A 13903-nucleotide genomic window follows, 5' to 3' on the forward strand; every position below is an offset into this window, starting at 1 on the left:
AATTACAGGATGATGATTTCGTTGAGAGCAATAAGGTTCTCACCCTTGATATTGATCCTGACAATGAATTTAACTGGAATGAAGATTCTCTGCAACGAGTATACCGAACCTTTGACGATCTCGTTGAATCCTATAATGGTGAGGATTTGACGGAATACAACCTCCGTCGCATTGGTTCCGATCTTGAACATTTGATTCGTTCTCTCTTGCAGGGCGGCCAAATTAGTTACAATCTGCAAGGTCGCGTTACTAATTATAGTATGGGGCTGCCTCGGCTAGAAAGTCCCGATAGCGATGGAAAATATTAAAAGCATGAATTTTTGGGATTATAAGCCTTGGTGGTGTCAGCCTTGGTCTATTTTATTAACTGGGGGAGTTGCGATCGCGGGTAGTTAGCTGCTTTTGCGATCGCTTTTGCTCACTATTTTGGTGACAATACCGATTTTATTATGGTGGCTGTTTTTTTTAATTCTTGTGCCTAGGATGGTGAGAGAATCCCTTGCAACAAAGGAACAAGGAAATGTCGCAGCCCAAAATTTACCCCCTAGGTTGTAGCGAGAGAATCGGTAGAGTGACCCCCTCTCGGGATAATCTAGGAAACCTGCCTCAATCAAGAGTGCAGAATGTTAATCAGAAGAAGGGCAACCATGCCCCTCTACCCCGAAAGGGGAAATGTAAAGCCGTCCTCCGCGATCGCGATCGGGACGGGGTTTCTACCCATTTTTTCGATGACTCCTAATTTAATAACTTGGGCAAATTCCCCTCCCTTCATTAACCCCCAACCTCTCCCTTGGCTTTCTCATCACTTCTTAGCCACCGCCGAAGCCGCCGCCGATAGTAGCTTCATCCTCGCAGGAGTGCTGCTGAGTTTGGTGCTGATCTATGCAGCCAGTAAAATCGGCGGCGAACTTTGCGCCCGCATTAACCTACCCCCCGTTTTAGGGGAATTAGTAGGGGGGGTAGTCATTGGCGTATCGGCGCTGCATCTCCTCGTTTTTCCCGAAGGCGGTTCCCAAGCAGGAGACTCCCTTATTATCCAATTCCTGCAACTCACTGACCATCTCTCCCCCGAGGACGCAGGAGCCGTTTTTACTACCCAAAGCGAAGTCATTTCCGTCCTTTCCGAAATTGGCGTGATCCTGCTTCTCTTTGAAATTGGTTTGGAATCAGAACTACAAGAACTGATCCGCGTTGGACCTCAAGCGGCGATCGTCGCTGTAGTTGGGGTTGTCGTCCCCTTTGTGGCCGGGACAACAGGCTTGATGTTCATCTTCGGCATTAGTGCCATTCCCGCCATTTTCGCCGGTGCAGCCCTCACTGCCACCAGTATCGGGATCACCGCCAAAGTCCTCGCAGAAATCGGACAACTGAGTTCCAAAGAAGGACAAATTATTATCGGTGCCGCCGTCCTCGATGACGTTTTGGGGATTATCGTCCTCGCCGTAGTCGCCAGCTTGGTGAAAACTGGAGAAATTCAAATTACCAATATTGTCTATCTCATCATCAGTGCCGGGGCATTTCTCGTCGGGGCAATTCTGATCGGTCGTCTCCTCAAACCTTTCTACACCGCCCTAGTAGATAACTTGAACACTCGTGGGCAACTGTTGATCGTCTCCCTTATTTTTGCTTTCACCCTTTCCTATATTGCCGCCGCTATTCAACTTGAAGCCATTTTAGGCGCATTTGCGGCTGGATTAATCTTAGCTGAAACCGAAAAACGCAAAGAACTCGAGGAACAAGTGATCCCTGTGGCGGATATTTTCGTCCCCATCTTCTTTGTAGTCGTCGGGGCGAGAACCGACCTCAGCGTGCTTAATCCCGCCATTCCCGCCAACCGAGAAGGATTAATTATTGCTGCCTTCCTGATTGTTGTCGCGATTCTGGGTAAAGTAGTGACAGGATTTACTCTTTTTGGACAGCCTAATTTAAACAAATTAGCGATTGGCGTAGGCATGATCCCCCGAGGGGAAGTAGGATTGGTATTTGCTGGGGTGGGTGCTGCCAGTGGCGCACTTTCTCCCGCAACTGAGGCAGCTATCATTATGATGGTGATTACAACAACGTTTGTTGCACCGCCTTTGTTAAGGGTCGTCTTCAAAGAGCCGCAAGCGGTTTCAGGGGAATCTTCTGAAGCCTAATGCCCTTGTTCGTCGTTCCTTGGTGAGGAAAGAGGATTTTGAGAAAATATTGGTTATTTCTTAGCATATTGAGCGTTTTGCTCTCTTGCTCTCCCGCAGAGGCTGCACGGCTTCTGTTTTGGCGCTTCGATTCTTCTCAGAATCGCTTGGTTTTTACCACGGATAGCGATGTGCAGCCAAGCGCCCATTTAATTGACAATCCGACGCGCTTGGCGATCGATTTGCCAGGGGTACAGTTGGATGATAGTTTGACCCCTCAACGTATTGGTGGCGCGATCGCCAGCGTTCGGGTGGGACAAGTGACTCCAGGTACGGCGCGTTTGGTGATTGAACTCGCCCCGGGTTACACGATCGATCCCCAAGCAGTCAATTTTCAGGGGTCATCGGCAACCCAATGGTCGGTGCAGTTACCCAACCCCGAACGCATTGTTGCAGCAGAGGTTGCGCCGGAATTGACCCCGATCGCCTATTCGCCGGAGCCAACCCCAGCCCCAACCCCTACTCTCAACAAAAGCGATCGCCAACGCTTTCAAAGCACCCAAAATGGTTTTTACCTGCGCTTGGAAGCAACCGAAGCCGGTCGCGTTAATGTTAGTCAGGGGGTAGATGGCCGCCAAGTGGAAATCAATCTCGAAGGGATTGTTTTACCTGAAGATCTAGTATCTCGCTCTTTGGCGGTGGATCGTTTGGGAGTGCAACAGGTGGCGTTTTCTCAAGTCAGCATCTCTCCCCCCAAGGCGAGAATTACCCTCGAGACAACGGGAGAACAAACAGACTGGAATGCTACCTTGGGTCGCAATGGCTTGGCGATCGTGCCGATCGAGGGTGCAGGGGTGCGCCGGGACAATCCGCCTCCCCCTGCACCACCGGAAAGCATTGTTGTTCCCTCAGAATCTAGTGATAATAATATTACTCCCATTGAGGTGACAACCCCCATTGCCCAACGCGATCGCCTCGCTACTATTCGTTCGGTAGATTGGGGTCTGGGCAACCAACTCTATATCCGGGGCAATGGCAGCATAAGAGGGTCGATTCGGTGGGATAGCGATGCTGAAGCGTACATTATTACTATTCCCAATGCTCAATTAGCAGAGGGGGTTCGCGGTCCGCAACTCCTTACCAACGGTCCCATTGCTGAAATACGCTTGCGCCAACACGATCGCGCCAACACCGTAGAAATTCTCTTAAAAACCGTTCGTGGTATTGTGGCGGGAGAATTGAACCAACTGAGTTCTACTCTTCTCTCTCTTGCCCTCAATCAAGAGCGGACATCTTCTACTCCGATTTCCTCTCGTCCCATCCCCCCTCGCGTTTCAACTCCCCCGAGAAATACGTTCCCTTCCAACCCATCGCCCCCTCCCACGACTCCCCCCCGCCCCATTAACGGTCGCGTTTTGATTACCATCGATCCTGGACATGGCGGCAAAGATCCCGGGGCGATCGGTATTGGTGGTTTGCAGGAAAAAGATGTGGTTTTGCCCATTTCCTTGGAAGTTTCTCGCATTCTGCAACAAAATGGGGTTCAGGTGGTGATGACCCGCGATCGCGATTATTTTGTCAGCTTGGCAGGTCGGGCGGAAATGGCGAATCGCGCTCGTGCTGATGCTTTTGTGAGTATTCATGCCAATGCCATTAGTTTGAGTCGTCCCGATGTCAATGGGGTGGAAACTTTTTACTATTCTTATGCGGGGCAGCGTTTGGCGAACGCTATTCAGTCGCGGATTTTGAGAAATATCCGCATTGGCAGTCGAGGTGTTAAACAAGCAAGATTTTATGTGCTTCGTAATACCTCTATGCCCTCGGCCTTAGTGGAAGTGGGTTTTGTGACTGGGCGAGATGATGCACCGCGCTTGGCGACCTCTGCTTTCCGATCGCAAATGGCGCAGGCGATCGCCGAAGGAATTCTGGAATACATTCGGGCAACTCGGCGCTAAGATTTGATTGTTTTAATGAATCAGAATGGGATATGAACGAATTCCAAACTAAACGTATTGGTGTTTTTGATAGTGGTGTTGGGGGGTTAACTGTTCTTAATGAACTTTACCGACAGTTACCCAGAGAATCGATTCTTTATTTTGGGGATACGGCACGATTGCCCTATGGGACGCGATCGAAGGCGGAAATTCTCCAGTTTGTCCGAGAAATTCTAACTTGGATGAATGAGGTCGGGGTGAAAATGGTTATTATGGCCTGTAATACCAGTTCTGCTCTTGCTTTGGATGAAGTGCGATCGGAGTTTGATTTTCCCATTCTGGGCTTAATTTTACCAGGGGCGCGGGCTGCGGTCAAAACAGGCCGACGAATTGGCGCGATCGCCACCCCCGCTACAGCAGCCAGCAATGCCTATCGTCAGGCAATCCTAGAAATCGATGCCAATGTCCACGTCTGGCAGGTGGGTTGTCCGGAATTCGTTCCTCTGATCGAACAAAATCGCCTTCGCGACCCCTATACCCGTCAAGTGGCGATGGATTATCTTCGTCCTTTATTGGAGAATCAAATCGATACTTTAATTTACGGATGCACTCACTATCCCCATCTTGCTCCCGTCTTGAAAACGATTTTGCCACCCCAAGTTCATTTGATCAACCCAGCTTACTATGTTGCCAAAGCTGCAGCACGGGAACTCCAGTTATTAAGTCTGGATAATCAGGGAGGAAGGTGCTTGCCTCATACCCGTTTCTGTGTTAGCGGCGATCCTCAACGCTTTTCCCAATTATCCCGACAGTGGTTGCCAGAACCCCCTAATACCGAAAAAGTCTACCTTTCAGACACACGACTTGCATCAATGCCTCTGAATGCGGTAGACTTATAAGTCTTAATTTAAAACACGAACAATCTGGGATGCTTAACTCCCGGATTGTATTCTGTGTGGTGCTGGCCGTTCTGTTTTGTTCTTCCGTCCGGCCAGTGCCAACAAAAAATAAACCAGTAACAAGTAACCCGTCGCCACAAATAGAATGATCATAAGTTAACCTCCAACGCCATGCGAAAAAATCTTTTAAGTTTGTTTACTTTAAGTTCGTGAATTTTAATCCTGAAATTATTGCGATTAACATCGCAAAAAACAAGCAAAAGCAAATACTGCCCGTTTCAAAGATCGCAATCCCATCACCCCCTTTGATTTCTGCCCAAAAAACTCTAGCCAGAAATTAGCAGCGAGTAACTGAATAATTTTTTCAGTCTACTCCCCTTTCAAACCTCCAAATCGATGTTGTTTACTTAGATAGGCGAAATCATATAAGCGAACTTATATAAACCAACTTACCTAAACCAACATCTCAAAATTAGTTTTCAACACAAGATTTGCAAAAATATTCCGATCCTAAAAGTAGCCCTCAACAATTGAGACTCCCTTTCAATTTCGGCTTTTGCCTGAATTATGCTAACCCATTACTCACATATTTCTCAAACAACATAATCCTCAAGAGTTCATGCGAACAGGAGGGGAAACTATAACGGAACTTTAATATTAAAAATCTAAGTTCCTCTGTTAAGCTATGTCTTTTAAGCTATGTCTGTTAAGCTATGTTTATTATGTCTATACTGAATCAACTATTGAATATTGAATCAAGTACGATCTTAGCAGACTCTTTTAGCCGAGATAAAGATTCCTCACCAATCCCTCTTAAAGAACTACTGCTTTTTGATTTTGTTTTAGGTGAGACAAGAAATAGTCTTTCCCCAACGTAGTTATGGATTATTTATTTCTCATATTGCCCAACACTGCAAAAGAGTGCAGGAAATCTTGGAAACCCTTAATATAAGATTAACACAACTAATCTCACTCGTGACAAATTTGGAAAAAATTTTTTTATTTTCAAGTCTGCGCGATCGAGTTAAAACTAGAGGGGATACGATTGTTCCCGTAAAATGATGAGTCAGCAAGTACAATTGGAACAAAAGCGAATTTTGCAACTGGTGCGTGAAGGAAATCCCAAAGCGATCGCCTCGTTTTTCAATCATAAGCTCAAAACCAAGGGCATTAGCGCCCGAGTAGCATGGCAAAGCAATATTCTCCTTGTCACCCTAGAAGCGGAAGAGATTCCCGATCGCCAATTTACCTTAGCGGTGATTGAAAAAGGATTAAAACGATTGCGAATACCTTCCCTAGCTGGAGTAGAAATCATTGGCCATATTCAAGGTCGCCCGCAACCCTCTTGGCGCGATCGCCTACAATTCGATAGTAGCAAATTAGGGATCGATCTAGATTCTTGGTTGGAGTCGGGATCTTCTCTTGATGACGCAATTGTTGAATTTTCCCCAGAAGAAAAAACACATCGGGAGATGGAACAGCCCGATCGCCCAGTTTCTCCACCCATACCAGAAGAGAAATTTTTGGGTTTGCAAATTGCGATGGAAAATGCAGCTTTATTCCCTGTGGAAAATATTCAAGAAATCTTGCAGATTATTCCGGCGCAAATTCTCGCCATTCCTGATATGCCTGAGTTTATTTTGGGCATTTATAATTGGCGGGGAGAAATGTTATGGTTAGTCGATCTCGATCGCCAACTGGGATTAGGAGATTTGCAAGACTCTCTAGAAACTTCACTGAATGTAATTGTCGCTAAAATTCAGAATCGAGTTTTAGGGTTAGTAGTAAAACGAGTTGACGAAATCGAATCTCTCGTTACGGAAGGATTGCAATCTCCCGTTGGTTTATTTGCCCCTAGACTGGAACACTTTATTTCTGGGTATTTGCAACAAACGGGACGCATTGTTCTCAATCCCCAGACTATCCTGAATCGTATTAATTAGCAGGCTGAGAGCAAGCAAAAATAGCGGCTTGGGTGCGATAACAATTAAAACACGAATTGGTATTGTAAAGTATTAATAACAGAAATTCCAGTGTATAGTCTCAGAAGAATTTCTGCTACAATGTTGTGTAACTCGATCTGTCTGAGATCGAGCAATTTTGGTAACTCGAGAAAACCTGCAATAAAAATCTGCTGGTTTTTTCTTTAGCGTAATCATGGTTCAAGCATCTTGCAAGCATCTACAGTCCTAAAGGAAGTCCTAAAGGAAGTCCTAAAGGAAGTCCTCAAGGAAGTCCTCAAGGACATAGCAAAGAGTCCTAAAAAAAAGCTGAGACTTCTGCCTCATGGGGGATATCGGCTCTTAATTCTAGAATAAATTCATCGGATAACCGACCCAAAATAGCTTAAACCCAAACCAATGGCATATCAAAAACCATGAGTACCATTTTAGTTGTTGAAGATAGCAAAACTCAGCGCTATATCATTTCTCAGTGGCTTGCAAGCAATAATTTTACTGTGACTTCGGCTAGAGATGGAGTTGAGGCAATTCAGAAGATTAAAAAAGAGCGTCCCGATGCAATTATTCTAGACATTATCATGCCTAAGCTCAATGGCTATGAATTATGCCGCAAACTCAAGTCCCATCCCGCAACGAAACATATTCAAGTGATTCTCTGTTCTTCCAAGTCTACGGAGATCGATCGCTACTGGGGATTGAAACAAGGTGCAGACGCATATCTTGTCAAACCGTTTAAGGCGCATGAACTTATCACTACAGTACAACATTTACTCAACTTAGATTAAGCAAGTAACCTAGAGATACTTTTCAGTAGGGTGGGCAGGGATACTAGGAGAACTTGAAAAATATTAAGAGTTTCCCGTCCCACCCTACAGATTTAGTCAAAAATTCAAACAATATAGTCTTGCAATGCTTTCACTTCCAAAGGTTGCGATCGCAAGGATTTAATTGCAGCTACAGTTGCTTTTGCCCCCGCAAGAGTGGTAATGAGAGGAATTTTGTAAGCCAAACAAGAACGACGAATTAGCATTCCATCTTCCCGGGCATCTTGTCCCGAAGGAGTATTGACAATCAGGTTGATTTTCTCGTTCTTAATGGCATCTAAAACATGAGGACGACCTTCATGCAGTTTTAACACTAATTCCGACTCTAAACCATTTTCTTGCAGAACATTATGCGTTCCCGTAGTGGCAATAATTTTGAAACCCAAATCTAAGAACTCTTTGATAATGGGAATAGCCGCAGATTTATCGCGATCGCTAACGGAAATAAAGACCGTTCCTTCTTGCGGTAATTGTTCTCCTGCTGCCATTTCTGCTTTAGCAAAGGCTTTACCAAAGTCAGAATCAATGCCCATTACTTCCCCTGTAGAACGCATTTCAGGACCGAGAAGAGTATCGGTACCGGGGAACTTTTTAAAGGGTAAAACAGCCTCTTTTACGGCAACGTGCTTAAAGGTGGGTTCTTCTGTGAAATTCAGTTCCTTTAAGGTTTTACCAGACATGACCAGAGAAGCGATTTTAGCGAGAGGAATTCCCGTTGCTTTGGAAACATAGGGAACCGTCCGAGAAGCCCGTGGATTGGCTTCTAAAATGTAAACCACATCCCCTTGAACTGCGTATTGAATGTTCATCAAACCGATAACATTTAATACTTTTGCCAGCTTCACCGTCCATGTCCGAATAATTTGTAAAGCCGTATCGGATAGAGAAGTATAGGGCAAAGAACAAGCAGAGTCTCCCGAATGAATCCCAGCTTGTTCGATATGTTCCATAATGCCGCCAATCGTTACATTTCCTTCGCGATCGGTGACACAATCAACATCAACTTCAACGGCATTTTCGAGGAATTTATCCACCAGAATAGGGTGATCGGGTTCGACTTGCACCGCAAAGGTCATGTAATGTTCTAATTCTGAGTCTGCGTAAACAATTTCCATGCCCCGACCCCCTAAAACATAAGAGGGACGAACAACGACGGGATAACCAATTCGATTGGCAATGACCAGAGATTCTTCGTAACTGCGAGAAATGCCATTGGGAGGCTGTAAAATCTCCAGTTCGTTGAGAATTTTTTCAAATCGTTCTCGGTCTTCTGCGATATCAATGGAGTCTGGAGAAGTTCCCCAAATTTTAGTTTTGCCTGGATGTTGGTTGAGATAATTTTGTAAGGGAATGGCTAATTTTAGCGGGGTTTGTCCACCAAATTGAACGATAATTCCATCGGGTTGTTCGGCTTCAATGATATTGAGAACATCTTCTTTAGTAAGAGGCTCAAAATAGAGGCGATCGCTGGTATCGTAGTCCGTAGAAACGGTTTCAGGATTGGAATTAACCATGATGGTTTCGTATCCTGCATCCCGAAGCGAGAAGGACGCATGACAACAGCAATAGTCAAATTCGATCCCCTGTCCGATGCGGTTGGGTCCCCCTCCGAGAATCATCACTTTTGGTTTGTCAGAGGTGCGAATTTCTGACTCTTCCGGTTCGTAGGTGGAGTAATAATAAGGGGTATAAGCCTCAAATTCCGCCGCACAAGTATCGACTAATTTATAAACTGGATTAACCCCTAATTTTTGGCGAGAGTTGCGAACTGCATCTTCTGTTGTTTTGGTCGCAAAAGCAATTTGGCGATCGCAAAATCCTTGTTGTTTAATGAACCGCATATCTGTCGCAGAAATCTCATTTAAGGGAGTTTGCTTGAGGAAGCGTTCGGTTTTGAGTAAGTCTGCTAATTTGTCCAAAAACCAAATATCGATCGCCGTTAGGTTGTGGATTTCCTCCACGGTCATGCCTAAAGTGAGAGCGTGATAAATACTAAAGACGCGATCGGGGTTGGGGGTGCGTAAATTAGCGCTAACTTGCGAGAGAGTGGGTAAAGGTTCGCTGCGATCGCAACCAAAACCGTAGCGTCCCGTTTCCAAGGATCGGAGGGCTTTTTGGAAGGACTCTTGGAACGTGCGTCCAATGGCCATCGCTTCCCCAACAGATTTCATTTGGGTAGTGAGGGTGGGTTCAGAGCCAGGGAATTTCTCGAAAGCAAAACGAGGAATTTTAGTGACGACATAATCAATCGTCGGTTCAAAAGAAGCCGGGGTTTGCTTGGTAATGTCGTTGGAAATCTCGTTCAGAGTATAACCCACGGCCAGTTTAGCGGCAAATTTGGCGATGGGGAAACCCGTTGCTTTCGACGCGAGGGCAGACGATCGCGACACCCGAGGGTTCATTTCAATGACAATTACATCCCCATTCATGGGGTTAACGGAAAATTGAATGTTAGAGCCTCCGGTTTCCACGCCAATTTCTCGGATGATGGCGATGGAATAGTCTCGCAAGCGCTGATATTCTTTATCTGTCAGGGTTTGGGCAGGAGCAACGGTAATGGAATCTCCGGTATGTACCCCCATCGGATCGAAATTTTCGATACTGCAAACAATAACTACATTATCAGCGATATCCCGCATCACTTCTAATTCGTACTCTTTCCATCCCAAAAGAGAGCGTTCGACGAGAATTTGTGACATGGGAGAGGCATCAATACCTCCCTGTGCCATTTCCTCGTATTCTTCTTGGTTGTAAGCAATTCCTCCTCCCGTACCCCCGAGGGTGAAAGCAGGACGAATAATGAGAGGATAGGAGCCAATTTCTTTGGCGATCGCCCGGGCTTCTTCTAAGTTATTGGCAATACCCGAGGGACAAACCCCTACACCGATTTTTTCCATCGCTTCTTTAAACAAGAGGCGATCTTCGGCTTTTTCAATGGCGGGGAGTTTGGCACCAATGAGTTCTACATTATATTTCTCTAAGGTGCCATCTTTGGCCAAAGCCACAGCAAGGTTGAGGGCGGTTTGTCCCCCCATTGTCGGTAAAATAGCATCGGGGCGTTCTTTTTCGATCACCTTCGCGACCATTTCCGGAACGAGAGGTTCGATATAAGTGCGATCGGCGGTTTCGGGATCCGTCATGATCGTTGCTGGGTTGGAGTTAATGAGAATAACTTCATAACCCTCTTGTCGAAGGGTTTTACAGGCTTGAGTTCCTGAGTAATCGAATTCGCAGCCTTGACCGATAACGATGGGGCCCGAACCGAGGATAAGGATTTTTTTGAGGTCTTCGCGACGAGGCATAGGAATTTGTAGAACTGAGGGTGTCTAAATCCAGACTATTCTACAGCAAGGTTCTCTTTGGGACTGTCTGCTGTTGAATGTTTTTCGTAAATTGTCCGACAAATAAACAAGAAACGTGAAAAGAATCTACTTCCAGCAGATGAACTTATCTTCTCTTGCAGATCTGGGGCAACGGCTGTACAATCAGAGATCCTGGAGCGGCCATTAAGCTGCACCCCTTTATGATGTATAGTCATAATGTATAGTCGATCTAGGGTCTTCTCTAACCCATATTCTTTGAGAAGATTTTAGGGTGGCTTCAGGATCGGTAATTCGTACTTATATTACTCTTGAATGTTACCAACTTAAATATCTAATTTTAAATGCTAAACAGCTACAAACATTAGATCGGGATGAAACAATTTATTAAAAATAGACCCCAATTCAAACATACATGAATCTAATTTTCCTTTGGGATTGTTCTTTTTCCGGCTTTAATTGTTCTTTTTCTGAACTAATTTGTTCTTTTTCTGAATCAATTTATTCTTCTTCTGAACCAATTACAATCGGAGCAACCCCAAATAAAAACTTGCAATTGAAATTCTATTTAAATAGACCTTATCGGACAATATATTTGACAGTTTTAGATTGTCTAGTATCTTGAAAGTTTTCGAGTGCATTTTGTCCTTGCGCGTAGATGTAAATGCGTGTAGGTAAAAAAGGAAATAATGGGAATCCATTTTTAGCGAATTGTAACAATTTCCTGAATAGAGTCGCTAACATCTTGAATTACCGAAAAGTCGGTGGTAATTTTTATTCGGTTATTTGTTTTTATGCTTTATACACAAAATCGTCTATCTGTTTTTGTAGATGGAAATAATATGTTCTATGCCCAACAAAAAAACGGTTGGTTCTTCGATCCTAGGCGAGTTTTAGAACATTTCAAAAATCAGCCCAATGTGACTTTGGTTAATGCGTTTTGGTATACGGGTTTAAAAGATCCGCAGGATCAAAGAGGATTCCGGGATGCTTTAATTAGCTTGGGTTATACGGTTCGCACGAAAATATTGAAAGAGTATTACGATGATAATTCTGGACGCTATTCCCAAAAGGCGAATCTGGATATTGAAATTGTCGTTGATATGTTTAACACTTGCGAACAATATAATCAAGTGGTTCTCTTTAGTGGGGATGGTGATTTTGAACGCGCAATTGAATTATTGCGGTCTAAAAATACACATATTACTGTTGTTTCTACTGAAGGAATGATCGCCCGAGAATTGCGGAATGCAACGGATTGTTATATCGATCTCAATGATATTCGCGATCGCATTGAAAAATCTGATTATTAATCTCATATTTTGCCATATACTAAGAAGGTTCTAAGGAAATGATTATCAATCCTTGTTTAATTGCACTCGAAATCCTTATTTCGCAACAAGACAATGCGAGAATTGCACGATCGCCCTAGGTAAACGGTCATACCCAGAAACTGAATTGGACTTCTACCACCTAAAAAAAGTAGAATTGGTCATAATGGCATCATTGATAATTGTTCATTGACAAAAATGCTGGAGATTTTAGCAAAAGCCAAAAGTGCAACTCAAGATCGTGATTGGTTGCAGGTGAATTATTGCTTACAGCAATTACCGTTAACCGAAGACGGAAAAACTCCCTTTGATGAGGAGTTTCTCAATTTAGCTTTAACGGTTTTGAACTATGGTGATTTTCAGGAAAGGTGGGAAATTGCCAAAATTCTCCCCAGATTTGGCGATCGCGTTATTCCTCCTCTGATCGAAATTCTTGAGGATGAGGAGATTGAGATGGAGGAACGCTGCTTTGCTGGTAGTATTTTAGGGCAATTCGATCGCCCTTTAGCGATCGAGGCGCTGATGGGGTGTTTGCAAACATCGGAAGACGAGGAATTAACCGCCATTGCTGCATCAGCCCTTGCTAATTTAGGAGAATCCGCGATCGCCACTTTAGCACACTTACTACAACAACCCGAGTCCCGTCGATTAGCAACTCAGGCACTTTCCCAGATTCGCCATCCCGCAGCGATCGAGTCATTATTAACCGTGGTCAGGGATGAAGATGCCAAAATTCGCACTATTGTTATTGAAACCTTGGGAACGATTCGCGATCGCCGTTTTATTCCTGTTTTAATCGAAGCCTTAAACGACTTGGATATAAAAGTGAGAAAAGAAGCAATTATTGCTTTGGGATTGTGGCGAGATTTGACCTCAGAATTAGATTTATTAACGCTTTTAACCCCTCGCTTATACGATTTAAACTTAGAAATTTGTCAACAAGCGGCGATCGCGATCGGCAAGTTGAAAACCTCCGAAGCAGCCGCAACTCTCTTTCACGTCTTCCAATCTCGGGCGACTCCTATTTCCCTACAACTTACCCTCATCCGTGCTTTAGCGTGGAATGAGACAGAAGCGAGTTTAGAATACTTACACAAAATCCTCTCTTCAGAAGACGAGGAAAAGCTATTAGAAACCATTCGCGTTTTAGGGCGAATGGAAACTCCTCACCTTAAATCTCGTGCGACTCGAGTGCTGCTTGATTTTTTCTCTTCTTCATCTCCTGCTCTCAAATCTCCTCACATTTTAAAGTATCTCATTCAAGCATGGGGACAATTGGGAGAGCCGGACGCAAGAGAGGTTTTAGTTCCCTTGCAAGATCACAATACTCCCAGCATTCGACTGCACGCGATCGCCGCCCTCGATCGCTGTCAGATTACCTCTTTAGAATAGGCGATCGCCGTTGCGAAAACGGTAACTCAGGCGATCGCTGGGAAGAATTACTTTATGGTAAAAGCATCATCACCATGCCCTATGAAACCATGCAATTAAGAAATCTTGCCCTTACCCTTGCTTTG

Annotated in this window: 10 protein-coding genes and 1 pseudogene; 10 read left to right on the forward strand and 1 reads right to left on the reverse strand. The window is 44.6% G+C overall.

Annotated elements, in window-relative coordinates:
• The 8 genes and pseudogenes from ndhM to JUI58_RS20950 form a co-directional block, all read left to right on the forward strand.
• Positions 1–308, forward strand: a 308-nt coding sequence (ndhM, locus tag JUI58_RS20920; protein ID WP_204105563.1) for an NAD(P)H-quinone oxidoreductase subunit M, incomplete at its 5' end; no start/stop codon positions are given.
• Positions 295–555: pseudogene (locus tag JUI58_RS27890) on the forward strand (DUF6737 family protein). The gene ndhM and the pseudogene JUI58_RS27890, both read left to right, overlap by 14 nt.
• On the forward strand, positions 521–739 hold the full coding sequence (locus JUI58_RS20925; protein ID WP_204105760.1) for a hypothetical protein: 219 nt from the start codon (positions 521–523) through the stop codon (positions 737–739). The pseudogene JUI58_RS27890 and the gene JUI58_RS20925 overlap by 35 nt, the downstream one beginning before the upstream one ends.
• Entirely contained in the window at positions 729–2138 is a 1410-nt protein-coding gene (locus JUI58_RS20930) for a cation:proton antiporter (protein ID WP_204105761.1), read from the forward strand. Before JUI58_RS20925 ends, JUI58_RS20930 begins: the two co-directional genes overlap by 11 nt.
• A gap of 68 nt (positions 2139–2206) precedes the next feature.
• On the forward strand, positions 2207–4072 hold the full coding sequence (locus JUI58_RS20935) for an N-acetylmuramoyl-L-alanine amidase (protein ID WP_239121621.1): 1866 nt from the start codon (positions 2207–2209) through the stop codon (positions 4070–4072).
• Between the two features lie 32 nt (positions 4073–4104).
• Complete coding sequence (murI, locus tag JUI58_RS20940; RefSeq protein ID WP_204105762.1) at positions 4105–4950, forward strand: glutamate racemase; 846 nt, start codon at positions 4105–4107, stop codon at positions 4948–4950.
• Between the two features lie 1058 nt (positions 4951–6008).
• Positions 6009–6893 (forward strand): chemotaxis protein CheW, encoded by an 885-nt coding sequence (locus JUI58_RS20945; protein ID WP_204105763.1) that lies wholly within the window; start codon positions 6009–6011, stop codon positions 6891–6893.
• Positions 6894–7327: 434 nt separating this feature from the next.
• Positions 7328–7696: a response regulator gene (locus JUI58_RS20950; protein WP_204105764.1), complete on the forward strand. Its 369-nt coding sequence runs from the start codon at positions 7328–7330 to the stop codon at positions 7694–7696.
• Positions 7697–7800: 104 nt separating this feature from the next.
• On the opposite strand, the gene carB is transcribed toward JUI58_RS20950, so the two are convergent.
• Positions 7801–11037 carry a carbamoyl-phosphate synthase large subunit gene (gene carB / locus JUI58_RS20955; RefSeq protein WP_204105765.1) on the reverse strand — a complete coding sequence of 1079 codons (3237 nt, stop codon included), beginning with the start codon at positions 11035–11037 and terminating at the stop codon, positions 7801–7803.
• An 812-nt stretch (positions 11038–11849) separates the two neighbouring features.
• Between carB and JUI58_RS20960 the strand changes: the two genes are divergently transcribed.
• Together JUI58_RS20960 and JUI58_RS20965 are read left to right on the forward strand one after the other, a co-directional pair.
• Positions 11850–12368, forward strand: coding sequence for an NYN domain-containing protein (locus JUI58_RS20960; protein WP_204105766.1), 519 nt, complete (start codon positions 11850–11852; stop codon positions 12366–12368).
• Between the two features lie 216 nt (positions 12369–12584).
• On the forward strand, positions 12585–13778 hold the full coding sequence (locus JUI58_RS20965; RefSeq protein WP_204105767.1) for a HEAT repeat domain-containing protein: 1194 nt from the start codon (positions 12585–12587) through the stop codon (positions 13776–13778).
• Positions 13779–13903 lie beyond the last annotated feature (125 nt).

It is taken from the genome of Spirulina sp. CCY15215, from assembly GCF_016888125.1.
GTDB lineage: Bacteria > Cyanobacteriota > Cyanobacteriia > Cyanobacteriales > Spirulinaceae > CCY15215.

Excerpts from the sequence above, each read along its gene's own strand:
- JUI58_RS20925 (WP_204105760.1), top strand. The coding sequence starts at position 521 with ATGTCGCAGCCCAAAATTTACCCCCTAGGTTGTAGCGAGAGAATCGGT.
- JUI58_RS20930 (WP_204105761.1), top strand. The coding sequence starts at position 729 with ATGACTCCTAATTTAATAACTTGGGCAAATTCCCCTCCCTTCATTAAC.
- murI (WP_204105762.1), top strand. The coding sequence starts at position 4,105 with ATGAACGAATTCCAAACTAAACGTATTGGTGTTTTTGATAGTGGTGTT.
- JUI58_RS20945 (WP_204105763.1), top strand. The coding sequence starts at position 6,009 with ATGATGAGTCAGCAAGTACAATTGGAACAAAAGCGAATTTTGCAACTG.
- JUI58_RS20950 (WP_204105764.1), top strand. The coding sequence starts at position 7,328 with ATGAGTACCATTTTAGTTGTTGAAGATAGCAAAACTCAGCGCTATATC.
- carB (WP_204105765.1), bottom strand. The coding sequence starts at position 11,037 with ATGCCTCGTCGCGAAGACCTCAAAAAAATCCTTATCCTCGGTTCGGGC.
- JUI58_RS20960 (WP_204105766.1), top strand. The coding sequence starts at position 11,850 with ATGCTTTATACACAAAATCGTCTATCTGTTTTTGTAGATGGAAATAAT.
- JUI58_RS20965 (WP_204105767.1), top strand. The coding sequence starts at position 12,585 with ATGCTGGAGATTTTAGCAAAAGCCAAAAGTGCAACTCAAGATCGTGAT.